This is a genomic window from Mesorhizobium sp. WSM4819, assembly GCF_055811215.1.
Genome location: NZ_JBVVQO010000036.1, coordinates 39,711 through 54,907, shown reverse-complemented (window position 1 = coordinate 54,907; position 15,197 = coordinate 39,711). Strand labels below are relative to the sequence as shown.

Sequence of the window (15,197 nt, the reverse complement as noted above, 5' to 3'; positions counted from 1 at the left end):
ACTCACCCTCTGTTTGTGTTCAGGAATTTGAGGCGCCCGGCAAGCCAGCGCAGGATCATCACCGTGATCATCAGGATGCCCCAGACTGCCGTCGCAAGATGCTGGCTTGCGCCCATCAGATTGAGTCCCGAGGACAGAAGCTGGAGCACGACGAGCGCAACGAAGACCGGGATCACCCGACCGAAGCCGCCGAACGGATTGACCCCGCCAAGGAAGCAGGCAAGCACGGTGATCAGCAGGTAAGACTCGCCGTGGCCGACACGCACCGAATTGAAGCGCGCCAGCATGATGATGCCGGCGACCGCGCACATCGCGCCGGACAATGTGTAGACGAGAACCTGCACCTTGCGCGTATTGATACCGGAATAGCGTGTGGCCTCGATATTGGAGCCGATCATGTAGGTGTTGAAGCCTAGCTTCATGCGCGTCAGCAAGACGTGCCAGATCAGCACGCAAGCGATGAAGATGAGCAACGGCACCGGGATGCCAATAATCGAACCGTAGCCGATCGGCGCCAGGAAGCCGGGAATGCCGGACACGTCGCCGCCGCGCGTCAGGAATTCGCCGAGACCGCGCAGGAAGATCATCATCGACAGCGAGACCAGGATCGGGTGAGCCTTGGTGTAGGCGATGACGAGCCCCATGATCAGCCCGCTCAGTGCGCCGACCGCAATGGCAAGGACCGAGCCAAGCACAAAGGCGCCGACGCCCGCGTCGACGCCTCCCTGGCTTTGCAGTACCCAAGCCAGCGTCAAGCCGGCCATGTTGGCGGTGAAGGTGATGGCCAGGTTCAGGCCGCCGGTCAGGATCGGCAGCAGCATGGCGAGTGTGAGGAGGCCGAGTTCCGGCAGCTGGAAGGCGACGGATCCAAAGGTAGCGCGGGAAAGAAAGTTCGGCGCGGCAAAACCGAACACGATCATGACAGCTACGAACGCGGCAAACGGACCTGCAAGTTCGGGGCCGAGCGCGTTGCGGACGCGTTCAATCAAAACCGTCATGAATGCACCCGTCGGCTTTTCAGGAACGGCAGCAGGCGTTCGATGCGGGTATTCGAAAGCGTGATTGCGGCAAGAATGATGGCGCCGACGATCATCTTGAACGCGAAAGGCGACACGCCCATCAAATTGAGTCCGTTCTGGGTAATCGAGACCAACAGAACGCCCAGAATGCAGCCGAGCACGCTGCCCTTGCCGCCGCCGAGCCGCGCACCGCCAAGGACCACCGCTGCCAGGACGTCGAGTTCGCGCCCATAAAGGGCATTCGGCACAACCTCCTGCGCGTAATGCGCCTGGACGAGACCGGCGATACCCGCCATCAGGCCAAGCCAGCCGAAGGCGATAAATTGCATGGCACCGATATTGATGCCGAAGCGGCGCGCGCCCTCCGGGTTGTCGCCAAATGCGTAGAGTTGGCGGCCAGTGGTGGTGCGCGTGATCAACGCCCAGGTAGCGAACACGCATATGGCCATAATGAGCACAGGCAGGGTGATCTCCGCCCAGGTCCCGTCAGCCATCTCTCGCTCGAACAGCACGACGCGGGTGGTGAGCCAGTCCGGCAGGTTGTAGATCGACACGCCGCCTGTGAAAAACATCAGCAAGCCGAAGAAAATGTTGAAAGTCGAAATCGTGGCGACGATCGAGATGATCCTGAACCCGTGGATCAGGAAGGCGTTGATACAGCCCAGCGCGACGCCCAATGCGCCAGCGATGATGAAGCCGACAATCCAATTCCCGCCGCCGATCCAGCCGAGGACGGTCGCGGTCATATATTGCACAACGGAGGCAGCAACCGCGAAGGAAATGTCAATGCCGCCGGCGATCAGCACGACCAGCAGGCCGACGGCGAAGATGATGTTGACCGAGCTGGTGTTCAGAAGGTCAAATGCGTTGCCGAGGGTGAAGAACCGGTCTGTCGCGAACGAAAGGAAGACGCAGATGACTGCGATGACGGCGAGCAAAGCCAGTTCCGTTGCGTGGGAGCGGACAAACCTACGCATAGACCGCCTCCTCCATCGCCTGGAGGGTCGTAGCGCCCGGCGTAAATTCGCCGACGATGCGCCCCTGAGCCATGTGCAGCACACGGTCCGCGTTGAAATAGACTTCAGGCACCTCGTCCGAGATCAGGATAATGGCCAGGCCGCTGTCCGCCAGCTTGGAAACGATGTCGAAAATGCCGGCGCGCGCGCCGACATCGACGCCGACCGTCGGTGCGTCGAGGATAAGCAGCTTCGGGTCGGTCGCCAGCCATTTTGCAATGGCGACACGTTGCTGATTTCCCCCTGACAGGGTCGATATCGCGTCGTCCGGCTTTCCGATCCTGACGCCGAGGTCCCTTATCCAGCGATTGACCAGAGATCGCTTGCGATCGCTCGAAATGAAACCGCCTGAAAGGATCTTGTCCAGCGAGGCGATGACCATGTTGTCGGCGATTGCCTGGGGCTGAATGAGACCGAGCGACAGCCGGTCTTCCGAAAGATAGGCGACGCCGGCGGCGATCGCGTCACGGTTGGAACCGAAGCGAACGGGTTTGCCATCCAGGGCGACAGAGCCCGATTTCGGCTTGCGCGTGCCAAACAATGTCAGCGCCAATTCGGTGCGCCCTGCCCCGAGCAACCCGGTGATGCCGAGCGTCTCGCCGCGCCGGACTGTCAAGGACACGTCGTCGAATTCGCCGGGCCGCGACAGTCCCTTGACCTCAAGCATGACCGGGCTCCTGCTCAAATCCCGATGCAGGACGGAATAGTCGAAGGTCTTGCCCGTCATCAACTCGGTGATGCGCGACTGGGTCAGGCCTTTGGTTGGATAGACGCCAACCAGGGCGCCGTCGCGCAGCACGGTGACGCGGCTGGAGATTTCAAGAACCTCCGCCAGGCGATGACTGACGAACACAACGGCGACACCCGACGCCGACAGATTGCGCACAACGTCCAGCAGATAGTCGGTTTCGGATTGGGTGAGCGACGCCGTCGGCTCGTCCATGAAGACGAGCTTTGCCTCACCGACGAGGGCGCGGGCGATTGCTACGATCTGCCGCTGTGCGATGGGAAAGTGGTGGAGTGCCAGATCGACATCGAAGGTAACACCAAGACGTTGCAAGGCGTTGATCGCGACCCGACGCATCTCGGCATAGTTCACCAGCCGCGGCCAGCGGCCGATGACGGTCTGGAACGCGATATTCTCGGCGACAGTCATCTCGGGAAACAGGGCGAGATCCTGCCAGATGACCTGAATTCCGCTGGCCTGCGCCGTAACCGGCGACATATGGGAGTAGCTCTGGCCATCATAATCGATTTCGGCGCCCGCCTCGGGCTTGTACACGCCTGTAATGACCTTGATCAGCGTGCTCTTGCCGGAGCCGTTCTCGCCGGCAAGACAATGCACCTCGCCCGGCAACACCTCAAAGCTGACATTCTTCAGCGCCTTCACGCCGCCGAACGTCATGTTGACGTTGCGGAGCGACAGCAGCGGCCGTGGTGCGGCGCCATCGAGTGCCTGATCAGCCATCGAGTCGAAACCTGGATCCAATCGCGTTTGCAATCCTGCAGCCGGGCCGGTTCGAGGCCGGGCCCGACTGCCATTAGCCCTGGGAGGCTTTACAGGCCCATCGCCGCGAGATCGTCGACAGTATCCTTGTTGATGGGGACGAGTTGATCGACGATGATGTTACGGTTTTCGAAGTCCGGCTTGACTGTCCCAAGCCCTTCGATCGTATCGCCATCCTTGATCTCTTTGCCCTTCATGAGATGGTCGGCCAGCGTGACGAAAACCTCGCCCGCCTGCTTCGGATTCCACATGAAGCCGCCGGAGATCGCGTCGCTTTTGATGAGCTTCCGGCCCTGGCCTGGCGAGAATGGTCCGAGCACGAAAATTTCGCCCACCTTCCGGCGCTCTTCGATTGCGCGGCCAGCGCCGATCGGGCCTTGGCTGCCGAAGGCGAGGAAGCCCTTCAGGCCGGGATTTGCGGAAATCAGGTCAAGCGCAGTGCTGCGGCTCTTGTCTACATCCTCGGCGACGCCATAACGTTCGCCGACGAGTTTCATGTCGGGATTATTCTTCTTCAGATACTCGATTGCCGCATCGGCCCAGGCATTGTGCAGCGGCACCGTCAACGAGCCGACGAACACCGCATACTCACCCTTGCCGCCCATCTTCTCCGCCAGGAGCTTGGCGTGAGCCTCGCCGAAGCCGGTGGCGGACGCGAGTTCGAAATCCCAGTCGGCGCCCTTCTGGCCAGGCGATTCATGTGTGATGACGATGATGCCGGCGTCCTTGGCCTTCTGCAGGACCGGTTCAAGCACTTTCGCATCATTTGGCACGACGCCGATGACCTTGACGCCCTGTGCGATCAGATCCTCGATGGCGCGAACTTGCAGTGCTGGATCAGCGCTGGTCGGGCCGACCATGAATGCGTCGATCCCGAGCTTCTCGCCGCGCTCCTTGATACCCGCCTCCATTGCGTTGAACCACGGAATGCCGCCGATCTTGACGACGACGCCGACCTTGCCGGCCTGCTGTGCCATCGCAGCGAATGATCCGCCAATCATAAGGGTCGCGGCAAGCGCCGCGATCAAGAGCTTTTTCATCTGTACTCCTCCCATAACGTTCCTAGTGGGAACACACTCGAGCCGTCGAACGACGGCGGCCGTTAGAAACCTCCCCGAAAGAGACGGGGCACTTCCCCATCGATCATCCACCGGTTTTCGCTTGCACAATCGATGGTGCAAAAACTATTGTGCATCGAGAAGCTCTCGTCAAGCGGGATATTGCTCTAAAATAGACGCGCCGGAGGCGCCAGATGGATCAGCGGGTCAAGAAGAAGGCGACGATCTATGACCTGTCCGTGCTGTCGGGCAGTTCGCCGTCGACCGTGAGTGCCGTCCTGAACGGCACTTGGCGCAAGCGCCGCATCAAGGAAAGTACGGCGCAAACAATTCTCGGCCTCGCCGAACTCCACCAATACACCACCAATCTGCAAGCGCGAGGCTTGCGACGCTCGCGATCGGGCCTGGTCGGCCTGATGCTGCCCGTCCACGACAATCGCTACTTCTCCTCCATGGCGCAGACGTTTGAGGGGCATGTGCGCAGCCGCGGCCAATGCCCGGTCGTGGTTAGTGCCAGCCGCGACCCCGAAGAGGAACGGCGGACCGCGGAGACGCTGATCTCCTATTCAATCGACCAGCTCTTCATCGTCGGCGCCACCGATCCCGATGGCGTGCACGAGGTCTGCGAACTGGCGGGGCTGAGGCATATCAACATCGACCTGCCGGGAGCGAAGGCGCATTCGGTGATCAGCGACAATTATCAGGGCGCGCGGATGCTGACGGAAGCAATCATCCGCCACTTCGACAACGACGATCCTCTGCGGCCGGACGAGCTGTTTCTGTTTGGCGGCCGCAACGACCACGCCAGCCGCGAACGCATCGCCGCTTTCCATGCGACCAAGAAGGCGCTGCTGGGCGCCGACCCTCACGATGGTGTGCAGTCCTCCGGGTATTCGCCTGATATAACTTTGCGTGCCTTCGAGGCGTTTTACCAATGCCGTGGCAAGCTGCCGCGCGCGCTGTTCATCAATTCGTCGATCAATATGGAAGGTCTGCTGCGTTTCATGGCCGGCCGGCCGGCGGAAATGTTCAGCGAACTCGTCGTCGGTTGCTACGACTATGACCCCTTCGGCTCCTTCCTGCCCTTCCCCGTAATCATGGTGCGGCAGAATGTTGAGGCGATGATCACGAAGGCGTTCGAGCTGATCGATGAACCGCCGACGGCACCGCAGACCTTCCTGATCGCGCCAGAGCTGATCCAGCCCAGGTCTGCATTGAAAGGGCCGTTGGATACGCTGAAGGATATAGCCTGAGGGTGACCCGGCGCTAGAGGGCGACACGGCCTTGAGATTTTCAGTGGTTCATCGTGCCGACCCTCACGGGAGTGTCGCCGTCCTCAGCGCGAGCCAACTGGGTGGGTGCGTAGGCGCCTGTAAAAAGGTCTACAGCAGCGAGCGTCAGAAGCGATAACGGATTGCAAGAGCGTTCGCATTGGAACCCTCTGTCATATCTCCAAACGTGCCATCGGCGCCGGATCTATGGTGGAGTTGGTAGACGAGTTCGACGTTGGGGGCTTGCCTCACTCTGAAAGAAAGCTCCGCGCCGACGAAGCCGAGGAATGACGCATCGCCATCGTGGCGGATTTCGCGTTCGCGCTCGATCTCAGTAGGGCCGGTAACGGCACTGAATCCAGCTGTCAGTGCGGGCGCAATCGCCAAATCACCAATGACGAGGCCGTGGTGGCGCAGTCGCGCTCCGGCCCAAAGTTCGCCAGTCGTATCGTCGTCCTCGCCAAATCTTATGGCCGCGCCGGCGACGCCACCAAGAACGAAGCCAGCGCCGATATCGACGAAATCGCGACCGTATGCAGCTCCGACTATATAGTTGTCGGTGTAGTCGGCACCGAAAACATTGATCGCGTCGCTGAAGGCCCCGCGCGTAAAGACGCCACCAAAGACAAAGACTTCGTTCTTGGTCGGCAAACCGTCTGCGAAAGGGTCCTGGGTCGCAAAATAGATAAAGGGAGAATCGTCATCGGCGAGACCAGAACTGACTGAAATGCCCAAGATCACCGCAGCCAGGGCCACTTGCAGTCCACGCATAGACAAGCTCCGAATCAATCCCTTTCCATGGTTGGCAATTGCAATGGGGAAAACAAGGTATGAATTGTTTTATCGCCAAAATACTGGATGCGGGTGGCTCGAACCATTCTTCAGGCTTTGCCGGGCGCGCGCAGGTGACCTTCGCCACAGGCCGTAACGGCGCAGTCTTCGGCCGCCGGCCTAACAGTAATGGCATCAGCCTATACCAATTCACGTCCGTTGCTGCGTTCGACTGACGCGATCATCTGCTGGAGTTCCATCATTGATGGGTAGGATTCCCTGTGGAAACCACGATTGAAGACCTTAGATCTCGGAACGTTTTCGTGCCGGCGCGGGTTGTCATGGAGATGCATCGAAAGCATGGGACGCGAGAAAAATGGCCATTCTTTCGGGAGAACCGGGAAGCTGTTGGGTGGCGGCAGCCACCGCTACGAACTTTCCTCCGCTCGAGGGCTCGATCCATGCCGATGCCGTTGTGGTGGGCGCCGGGATCGTCGGGCTCACGACGGCGCTTCGCCTTTGCGAGGCCGGTCGATCGGTGATCGTCGTCGAGGGCCTGCGGACAGGCGGCCAGGTGACCGGCCGCTCGACGGCCAAGATCACGACGCAGCACGCGCTGATCTATCGCCATCTCATCGACACCTTTGGGCGGGACCTGGCGCAGACCTATGCCGAAGCAAATTCCGCCGGTGCCGTGCAGATCCGGGAATGGGTTCACGACTATGCCATCGCCTGCGATCTCGAGGCCAAGGACGCCTATACCTACAGCTGCGATGCAAACCGGCGCGCGGAGATCGTGGCTGAGGCGGAGGCCGCGCGCCAGGTTGGGCTGGACGCCGATGTCCTGGAGCGCGCGCCGCTGCCTTTCGAAACGGCCGCCGCTCTGCGTTTTTCCGACCAGGCGCAGTTCAATCCGGCGATGTATCTGGTTGGCCTGGCTCAAGCGGTGACGGCCCGTGGCGGACGGATTTTCGAAAACAGCCGCGCGATCTCTATCGGCGAGGCAAGCCGCTGGCGCGTCGTTACCGACAGCGGCACCGTTCACGCCGAGCATGTGGTCGTCGCCACCAACATGACAGTGAAGAGCCCCGTCGGCATGGCGAACCGCACCCAGCCGCGCTGCCACACTGCCATGGCGTTTCGGATCGATGACCCTCTTGCTGTCGACGGCATGTTCATCGGCATCGACCATCCGACGCATTCCATCCGCACCGGCCGCGACGCCGAAGGCCCGCTGCTTGTCGCACTCGGCCCCAAGTTCGACACGGGCCAGGACGGCGATGTGGCGAAACGGTTCGTCGAGCTGGAACAATGGGCAAGGAGGAGCCTTCCCGTTGGGGACGTTGCCTGGCGCTGGTGTAACGAGGACTATGATACGGCCGATAGGGTTCCATATGCCGGCGAACCCGATCCGGACAAAGCCTCCGGTTTTCATATCGCCACGGGATTCAACGCCTGGGGCATCACCAATGGAACGGCCGCAGGCATGATGATCGCGGATTTGATCTGCGCGCGGCCGAGTCCATGGCAAAGGCTCTATGATCCGGCGCGGTCTTATCCCGAGGACTTTCACAGGAATGGCCGCAGCCAATCGATTGTCTCAAGCTTCGACGACATCGCGCCCGGCATGGGCGGTGTGATCGTCAGGGGTGACGAAAAGATCGCGGCGTGGCGAGACGCTGAAGGGGTGCTCCACCCGGTTTCGGCGACATGCACCCACAAGGGCTGCACCGTGACCTGGAACAATGCGGAAAACACCTGGGATTGTCCTTGCCATGGCTCGATTTTCGCCGCCGACGGCTCGGTCATCCACGGCCCGGCTCGAAAGCCGCTTGATCCGGCTGCGCTGTAAACGGCGGCCACCGGCACGGGCCGGTGTTACCGTGCGTAGGTTCCGACCAACTCGGTCTGCTCCAGCGCATGCTTCTGGGCTTCCTTCCAGACGAGCTGCACGCCCGCCTGTCCCGGCACACTGAGGCTCGGCACGTCGAGCGCGGCCAGCCGGAAATGATAATGATGGACGCCATGTCCCACCGGTGGCTGAGGGCCATCGTAATAGGCATTGCCGAAATCGTTGGTGCCTTGCCTGAGTGCCGACGGGCCTGGCTTGCCGTCTTGCGCCTCGGCAAGCTCGCCGGCATCAGGCGGGATATTGAACACCGCCCAGTGCCCGAAAACCCCGCTCGGCGCGTCGGGATCCTGCACGACGAGAACAAGGCTCTTGGTACCGTCCGGAATACCGGACCATTTTAGCGGTGGTGAGACGTTCTGGCCGTCGCGGGTATGCCTTTCAGGGATTTTCCCGCCCGCCGGGAACGCAGGACTGACAAGGGTGAGTGGCATTTCCATCTCCCCAAGAAACGAGACCAACTGTATCTGGCGCTATTTCACGCCGCTTGCTGAGCTGCCGCGACGCGCCTGATTACTGCCGGCAAGGATTCCCAAACCTTGATCATCTGCCCCTCTCCCACGTGGTGAGCGAGCACCTTGGATACGACCCTGAATGCATCCTTGGAATCGACCGGCCGGGTGAATTCCAACTCCGCCTTCATTTTGGCCAGGAACTCGTCGAGCGACCGCAACTTCTCGGGAGTCGTGGAGGGCTGATATTGGTCGTAATAGGCGCCGCGCACGAGGATCGGCAGCTGCGAGCCGAGGTGGTCGGCAAGATCCGGCTGCATGCGGTCTCGCAAGGCGTGGAGCACCGCTCCAAGCACATGCCATGCGACCTGCCGATCCGGTCCGATCTCGGTCATGATCTCGTCGAGCCAGATGTTTGTTGTCTGCAGCGTCTTGTCGAATACGTCGAGTCCGGTGGCGCTCATCGGAAGCCTCCTTTCAACAGGTTGAATGACTCTTGGACGAAACAGCCTTGGTCGGCTGTTGTTCCCGTCCCTAAAGGCCGCCTCTCGCGAAAGCGTGTGATCTATTCGGCCAATTTTACGCTCGCCAAGCTTAACGCGTTTCCATCGAGAGTTGGCCCGTCAAGATTTGGCCCGTCAAGATTTGGCCGTGGCCACGGCAACGAAAAGAGATTGCCCTTGCCTGCTGATGCGGAACAACATCGGCTTGTTCAGCTGGCGGGATTTCGCCCACTCCTCTTGGATGTCCGACGGCTGTGTCACATCCCGGTTGTTGGCCGAGACGATCACATCGCCAGGCTGAACGCCGTTTTCGGCGGCGAGGCTGTTTGGAGCCACTTCCTGGACGAACACGCCCGTAGTATCCGGCTGGAGTGCGAGCTGCTGGCGCGCCTCATCCGGGATTGGGCTGAGCGACAATCCAAGACGCGTGTCGGCCGTTTCCGACTTTGGAACGGCGCTGGTCTGTTGCTGCTCATCGTTGCGCTGTCCGATGGTCAGAGCTATTTCCTGTTGGCTGCCTCCGCGGTTCCGTGTCAGCGTCGTTTTTGTTCCCGGCTTTTGGCTCGCAGCCGCGAGCGTCAGATCATGGACGCTCTGGATGTCCTTGCCGTTAAAGCGTGTGATCACGTCTCCCGCCTGTATGCCTGCCTGCTCTGCCGGACTGCCGGATTCGACCGAGGCGACCAGCGCTCCCTTGCTGCCGGGTATTCCAAGCGCCTCGGCAATCGACGGGGTGATCTCCTGGAGACGCACCCCGATGAAACCGCGCTCGATCCGGCCAGTGCGGATCAACTGGTCGACGACGTTCCGGGCGGTGCGGGATGGTACCGCAAAGCCAATCCCTATGCTGCCACCTGTGGGAGATACGATGGCCGTATTGACCCCGATCACTTCGCCGCGAGCATTGAACAGCGGGCCGCCGGAATTGCCGCGATTGATTGAGGCGTCGGTCTGGAGAAAATCGTCGTAAGGACCGGCATTGATGTCGCGCGAACGGGCCGAAAGCACGCCGACGGTAACGGTCCCGCCGAGCCCGAACGGACTGCCGATAGCGATCGTCCATGCGCCGGGTTGTACTGCATCGGAGTCACCCCAGGCGGTCGTTGTCATGTTGGACCGCGGGTCGATCTTCAGCACCGCGAGGTCGGTTGCCGGATCGCGGCCGACGAGTTGCGCAGGCAACGTCTCCTTGTCGGAGAATACGACATGAATTTCGCTTGCATCGGCAACGACATGGTTGTTGGTGACGATGTACCCCTCGGGGCTGATCACAAAGCCGGAACCAAGGGCCTCTCGCACCTGCGGTTGCGCCGGTCCGAGGCCGGGACTGCCGAAAGGACTAAGAAAGTCGCCCAGCGTCGCCTGGTCCTGGATGATCTGTTTGGTCGTTATTGCGACCACGGCTGGAATTTTCTCGCGCACGATTGTCGTGAAGTCGTTCGGGATTTCCTGGGCTGCGGCCGGAGCAGAGCCGCCGGCCGAGAGCATCAGAGTTCCGGCGATCAGGCCGGCGCAAAGTCTTTGGTTCAATTCCGGAAACATGGTCTGCGACTCTCCATCGTTCAGTGATCAAGCATTGCGACCGCTCCGGCATGAGCCAGCGGATCACCAGCGGATTACGACAACCCTGTCGTTCCCGTTGGCGAGTTCGACAGCTTCGGTGCCGTCCGGTTTCCGGCTTTCGATCCGGGCACCTTCTACTGTTTCTATGCCGGCAATGTTGGCCGCAAAGGCCTCGTCAATCTCAGCGGCACAGACGAGGGTATCCGGGGGCAGATCCTTCACTTGGTTCATCAACTCGCGAAGCTTCATGGCGAACCTCCTTGGCACAGGCCCGGAATCTTTCAGCCGCACATTCCAACCATGTGCCTCCAGAAAAGTTCCCAGACGCGATTGCGGGCATGTCACAGGGACGAGATTCCGCCAATGATGCATCGGTGGTGGCATGGATCAGGGGCGCGGGCCGTGTTCACATGAATCGAGAGCTTCCTGCCTCCGACAAGGGACCCGGCCATGAGCGTTCGTCCGGCCGCCCTGAATGCAAGGCGTCGGCTCGATCAACACTGCGGCGCCGGCGATGCCACCAGCCTTTTGCCGGCCACCCGCTAACGAGAACGATCAAGACTTCTCGTCACCGTTCTGGGCTGGCCTCAATGCACAAACCTTGCCCTCAGCCAGGCCAGAAGTCTGTTCCCGGTAATCGTCCGGCGGACTCTGGCGGCAGCCCATCGCGCTTGCATCGTAGCACCCACGTGGCAGTGACAGACGATGTTGTGCAACTGCCAGTCACTTAGCTCGAAGAAGCGCTTTGCCTCACCGTAGGTATCATCTTTCAGACCCATGGCGCGCAGCACCGGATCCTCATAGGCAACGGTGATCGGCGACCCCGCGCCACGCGCTACGTCACGAGCTTCAGGACTGAGATATTCGGTGCCTGAAAGGGCTCCGAGGCAACGCCGTGGATTTTGTTCGAGAAGCTCTGCCCAACGCTCGATCCGCTGCGCCCGAGTCATGGTCGGGTATGTCGCCGAGGGCTCAACTTTCGCAACTGTCTGCAGTTGGTCGAGTGTTTGGTGTTTCATGGTCGGCTCCTTTCAACAGGTGGAAGTGCCCACGCCCTAACAGAAGATTATTGCGCTGCGACGCGCCGACAAGGCCGGAATTGGCAATGTCAGGAGTTTGCCCCTCGCCCGGTTCGGATCAGGAACCTTCCCGGGGGCCTGCTTGTTTTGGCTAGTGAAAGGAGACGGTCATGAGCACAAAACCACCACCCGTTCCGACAGAGAACCAGAGCCCAAAGGGTCCGGGCGACAAGAAGTCGGTTCCTGTCGACCAGACGCAGCACAGCCATTCCGCCCCAAATCCCGACAAACAGGGCCAGCAGGGCAACACGAAGGTCAATACGACCCATCAAGGCCATCAGCAGGACCGCTAGGTGATTTCATGTCCACGTCGAAGAAGACCCGCGCCAGTATTCGCCATGGCGGTCCTGGCGCATCGCACGAAAACGCCAAGGAGCCGCTGGTGATAGAAAAGCCGCCAGCCGATTCCGATCTGCGCAGCCGCAGCAAGATCTCAGGCGGCGGAGGCGAACGCGACAGCCACCATACTCATGACCCGGAAAAGAAGGGCGGCGGCACTCGGCCGGCAAACAAAGGAAGGTGAATTGTATTCACGTCCCCGGCGAAGCGTGCGGCGTGGAGGTGCCAAGCATCATCCGGCCGTCGACTGTGAGCACCGCAGTGGCTGTGGCCTTCTTTGGCCTACCGCCGCAACTTCGGACCGCATCACGCATTTTTGCTGCGATCGCCGTTCCTCCAGGCGGTCCGAGGCTGAGAAAGCCTGTCGCCCGCGGGCTCCCGGCCCGGCGGGCTGTCTCGTCAGCCTACCGGCTTTTCCCGCTAGACGAGCGACAGCGATGCTACTTCCGGTGGAACAGGAAGCCCCCTCTGGGAGTTCATACCGTCATCAACAGGCGCATGGACGTGCCCTTGTACGGCGCGGCAGCGCACGAATGGGAGAACCACCATGAGCCTCGGAACCATACTCATCATCATTTTGATCCTTATCTTGCTTGGCGGGTTCAGCGGCTTGGGTGGTGGACCGTTCTACGGCACCGGCTATTATGGTGGCGGCGGCCTCGGTCTCGTGCTGCTGATCGTTATTATCCTGGTCCTTCTCGGGCGCATTTAGTACACGATTAGGCGGACAATTTTGGCGATGATCCTGTGTCGGCCTGATGCCTTGCCCAGGAATGTCGCCGCGACTGCGGGCAAAGGGGGCCGCACGTGATTGTCCGGACGGAACCGAAACCGCTCGAGGGCATTATAGCCGCTCAGAAATCCACGAGAATGGCGCCATAAGTGAACTTCGTTGAACAAGCCGATGTCGGCCTCGGAGTTCCGGGCATTCCCACTGCCGATCTGATGCAGGCACTGCCGGTCGCCATCTACACCGTTGACGGGCAGGGACACATCACCTTCTTCAACGAAGCCGCAGCTGAGCTCTGGGGCCATCGTCCTGTTATCGGTCGGGACCTATGGTGCGGCTCGTGGAAGCTTCGTCATCTGGACGGTCGGGATATGGCGCATGGCGAGTGTCCGATGGCCGTGGCGCTGCGCGAAGGGCGGGATGTCTCCTGGGACCAGGCGATTGCGGAGCGGCCGGATGGCGAACTGGTCCCATTCAGGGCTCACCCACGCCTGCTTCGCGACGAAGCGGGCAATGTAGTCGGTGCCATCAACACGCTGCTCGACCTGCGCACGCAGACGCTGGGCGATGAAGCCCGCATGCGTCTTGCCGCCATTGTCGAGTCGTCGATGGACGCCATCGTCTCGAAGGACATGGATGGCATCATTACTAGCTGGAACGATGCTGCAGAACGCCTGTTCGGCTACACGCCTGCCGAGGCGATCGGCCGGCCGGTGACGATGCTCATTCCGCCTGACCGTCTCGACGAGGAAGTCTCGATCATCAGTCGCATCCGCGCCGGCGAACGCGTCCCCTCCTATGAGACCATGCGCCTGCGCAAGGACGGCACGCTCGTTTCGGTCTCGCTCACCGTCTCACCGACCCGCGACGGGATCGGGCGGGTCGTCGGCGCCTCCAAGATCGCGCGCGACATCAGTTCCCACAAGGAGAACGAACGGCGCATCCGACTGCTCATGCGCGAGGTCAACCATCGGGTGAAGAACCAGTATTCGGTCATCATCTCGATGATCCGCGAGACAAGCAAGCTGACGAGCACACCTGAGGCTTTCCTCGGGCAAGTTCGAGAGCGCATCATGGCGCTTTCGGAATCCCATGATCTCCTGGTCAATGCCGAATGGCGCGGCGCGACGGTCGGCGAGCTCATCCAGGCCCAGCTCAAGGCCTTCGCAGCGCAGTCCCGCGTGTCGATGGCCGGGCCACTGGTGGTACTGCAGCCGAACGCCGTCCAGTATCTCGGCATAGCCTTTCACGAACTCGCCACCAATTCGGCAAAACATGGAGCGCTGTCGTGCAACGGCGGACGTGTCGAGATCGATTGGCACGTGGTCCCTGCGGGCGACGGCGCTGAGACCTTTCGACTGGTCTGGCGTGAGTTGGACGGGCCAATCCTGGACGCTGTCAGGGGGCGCGGTTTCGGACTGGTCGTGCTCGAGCGAGTGGCGCCGCAGGCTCTCAGCGGCAGCGGGCGGCTGGAGTTCCACGCCCGAGGCATCACCTGGACGCTCGAGGCGCCGCTGCATTTCGTCCAGACATCACTGGCCGAAATCGCGGCCGATTGAAGGAATTTCGCCGCGCTCGTGAAGCTGAGCCCTTCCCCGCGACCGCTGTGTTCGGCCAGACCTATTGCGTTTGGTCCGGCGGGCGAAAATAAGGCGAAACAGCCCTGTCCTCCAGAACATCGACGTCGCCTCTTCCAGGCAGGGCATCGCAGCCAAGCGAGTGCCGATCGACGTTACCTGGTTCAAACACGGTCAGGCCGTCGAATTCCATGGCCGCCCCGTAGAACTGGGCGGCTTGCAACACCAAGCATTCGACGTCTTCAAGCGCAACGTTTTCTGCGAGGTTTCGCAGCCGCACAACCTCGGCCACCGCAGTGACATTGACTATCCCCTTGCACCGGGCGGCGGTCCAAACTTGCAGGTTAACGTCGTGACACAAATGGGCCGAATAACCGTCTCTCATGGAAAACCCTTCCTTTCA

General features: G+C 60.9%; 18 protein-coding genes. 7 read left to right on the top strand and 11 right to left on the bottom strand.

Annotated features, from left to right (window positions below; genetic code table 11):
* Window positions 1-2: 2 nt before the first annotated feature.
* From AC0L18_RS25885 to AC0L18_RS25870, 4 genes are all read right to left on the bottom strand, one after another.
* Window positions 3-998: an ABC transporter permease gene (locus tag AC0L18_RS25885; RefSeq protein ID WP_473494758.1), complete on the bottom strand. Its 996-nt coding sequence runs from the start codon at window positions 996-998 to the stop codon at window positions 3-5.
* Entirely contained in the window at window positions 995-1,996 is a 1,002-nt protein-coding gene (locus AC0L18_RS25880; RefSeq protein WP_473494756.1) for an ABC transporter permease, read from the bottom strand. The genes AC0L18_RS25885 and AC0L18_RS25880 overlap by 4 nt, the downstream gene beginning before the upstream one ends.
* Complete coding sequence (locus tag AC0L18_RS25875) at window positions 1,989-3,503, bottom strand: sugar ABC transporter ATP-binding protein (protein ID WP_473494754.1); 1,515 nt, start codon at window positions 3,501-3,503, stop codon at window positions 1,989-1,991. Before AC0L18_RS25875 ends, AC0L18_RS25880 begins: the two co-directional genes overlap by 8 nt.
* An 89-nt stretch (window positions 3,504-3,592) precedes the next feature.
* Window positions 3,593-4,582, bottom strand: a complete 990-nt coding sequence (locus tag AC0L18_RS25870) for an autoinducer 2 ABC transporter substrate-binding protein (RefSeq protein WP_027153559.1) — start codon at window positions 4,580-4,582, stop codon at window positions 3,593-3,595.
* A 212-nt stretch (window positions 4,583-4,794) separates the two neighbouring features.
* Here AC0L18_RS25870 and AC0L18_RS25865 point away from each other — a divergent pair, with 212 nt between their 5' ends.
* The gene (locus AC0L18_RS25865) at window positions 4,795-5,853 is read left to right on the top strand and encodes a LacI family DNA-binding transcriptional regulator (RefSeq protein ID WP_473494752.1); all 1,059 of its coding nucleotides are present in this window, start codon (window positions 4,795-4,797) and stop codon (window positions 5,851-5,853) included.
* Between the two features lie 144 nt (window positions 5,854-5,997).
* On the opposite strand, the gene AC0L18_RS25860 is transcribed toward AC0L18_RS25865, so the two are convergent.
* Window positions 5,998-6,642 (bottom strand): hypothetical protein, encoded by a 645-nt coding sequence (locus tag AC0L18_RS25860; protein ID WP_473494751.1) that lies wholly within the window; start codon window positions 6,640-6,642, stop codon window positions 5,998-6,000.
* 59 nt (window positions 6,643-6,701) lie between these two features.
* On the opposite strand from AC0L18_RS25860, the gene AC0L18_RS25855 reads away from it, so the two are divergent.
* Together AC0L18_RS25855 and AC0L18_RS25850 are read left to right on the top strand one after the other, a co-directional pair.
* Window positions 6,702-6,878 (top strand): hypothetical protein, encoded by a 177-nt coding sequence (locus AC0L18_RS25855; RefSeq protein WP_473494750.1) that lies wholly within the window; start codon window positions 6,702-6,704, stop codon window positions 6,876-6,878.
* A 140-nt stretch (window positions 6,879-7,018) separates the two neighbouring features.
* Entirely contained in the window at window positions 7,019-8,494 is a 1,476-nt protein-coding gene (locus tag AC0L18_RS25850) for an FAD-dependent oxidoreductase (protein WP_473494749.1), read from the top strand.
* A 26-nt stretch (window positions 8,495-8,520) separates the two neighbouring features.
* Here AC0L18_RS25850 and AC0L18_RS25845 read toward each other — a convergent pair whose 3' ends face one another.
* From AC0L18_RS25845 to AC0L18_RS25825, 5 genes are all read right to left on the bottom strand, one after another.
* Window positions 8,521-8,985: a YbhB/YbcL family Raf kinase inhibitor-like protein gene (locus tag AC0L18_RS25845; RefSeq protein WP_473494748.1), complete on the bottom strand. Its 465-nt coding sequence runs from the start codon at window positions 8,983-8,985 to the stop codon at window positions 8,521-8,523.
* Window positions 8,986-9,029: 44 nt separating this feature from the next.
* Window positions 9,030-9,467: a DUF2267 domain-containing protein gene (locus AC0L18_RS25840; protein ID WP_473494747.1), complete on the bottom strand. Its 438-nt coding sequence runs from the start codon at window positions 9,465-9,467 to the stop codon at window positions 9,030-9,032.
* Window positions 9,468-9,641: 174 nt separating this feature from the next.
* Complete coding sequence (locus AC0L18_RS25835) at window positions 9,642-10,994, bottom strand: Do family serine endopeptidase (RefSeq protein WP_473494746.1); 1,353 nt, start codon at window positions 10,992-10,994, stop codon at window positions 9,642-9,644.
* Between the two features lie 117 nt (window positions 10,995-11,111).
* Window positions 11,112-11,318 (bottom strand): sugar phosphorylase, encoded by a 207-nt coding sequence (locus tag AC0L18_RS25830; RefSeq protein WP_473494745.1) that lies wholly within the window; start codon window positions 11,316-11,318, stop codon window positions 11,112-11,114.
* A 338-nt stretch (window positions 11,319-11,656) separates the two neighbouring features.
* Window positions 11,657-12,088 (bottom strand): hypothetical protein, encoded by a 432-nt coding sequence (locus tag AC0L18_RS25825; RefSeq protein WP_023799551.1) that lies wholly within the window; start codon window positions 12,086-12,088, stop codon window positions 11,657-11,659.
* A 170-nt stretch (window positions 12,089-12,258) separates the two neighbouring features.
* Here AC0L18_RS25825 and AC0L18_RS25820 point away from each other — a divergent pair, with 170 nt between their 5' ends.
* From AC0L18_RS25820 to AC0L18_RS25805, 4 genes are all read left to right on the top strand, one after another.
* Entirely contained in the window at window positions 12,259-12,441 is a 183-nt protein-coding gene (locus AC0L18_RS25820) for a hypothetical protein (RefSeq protein ID WP_091590065.1), read from the top strand.
* Between the two features lie 8 nt (window positions 12,442-12,449).
* A complete protein-coding gene (locus AC0L18_RS25815; RefSeq protein ID WP_023799552.1) occupies window positions 12,450-12,671 on the top strand; it encodes a hypothetical protein in 222 nt (73 codons plus the stop codon).
* Between the two features lie 363 nt (window positions 12,672-13,034).
* Window positions 13,035-13,199, top strand: coding sequence for a DUF3309 family protein (locus tag AC0L18_RS25810; RefSeq protein WP_023799553.1), 165 nt, complete (start codon window positions 13,035-13,037; stop codon window positions 13,197-13,199).
* A gap of 170 nt (window positions 13,200-13,369) precedes the next feature.
* Window positions 13,370-14,776, top strand: coding sequence for a PAS domain S-box protein (locus tag AC0L18_RS25805; RefSeq protein ID WP_473494744.1), 1,407 nt, complete (start codon window positions 13,370-13,372; stop codon window positions 14,774-14,776).
* Between the two features lie 61 nt (window positions 14,777-14,837).
* On the opposite strand, the gene AC0L18_RS25800 is transcribed toward AC0L18_RS25805, so the two are convergent.
* Window positions 14,838-15,179 carry a hypothetical protein gene (locus tag AC0L18_RS25800; protein ID WP_473494743.1) on the bottom strand — a complete coding sequence of 114 codons (342 nt, stop codon included), beginning with the start codon at window positions 15,177-15,179 and terminating at the stop codon, window positions 14,838-14,840.
* Window positions 15,180-15,197: the final 18 nt, after the last annotated feature.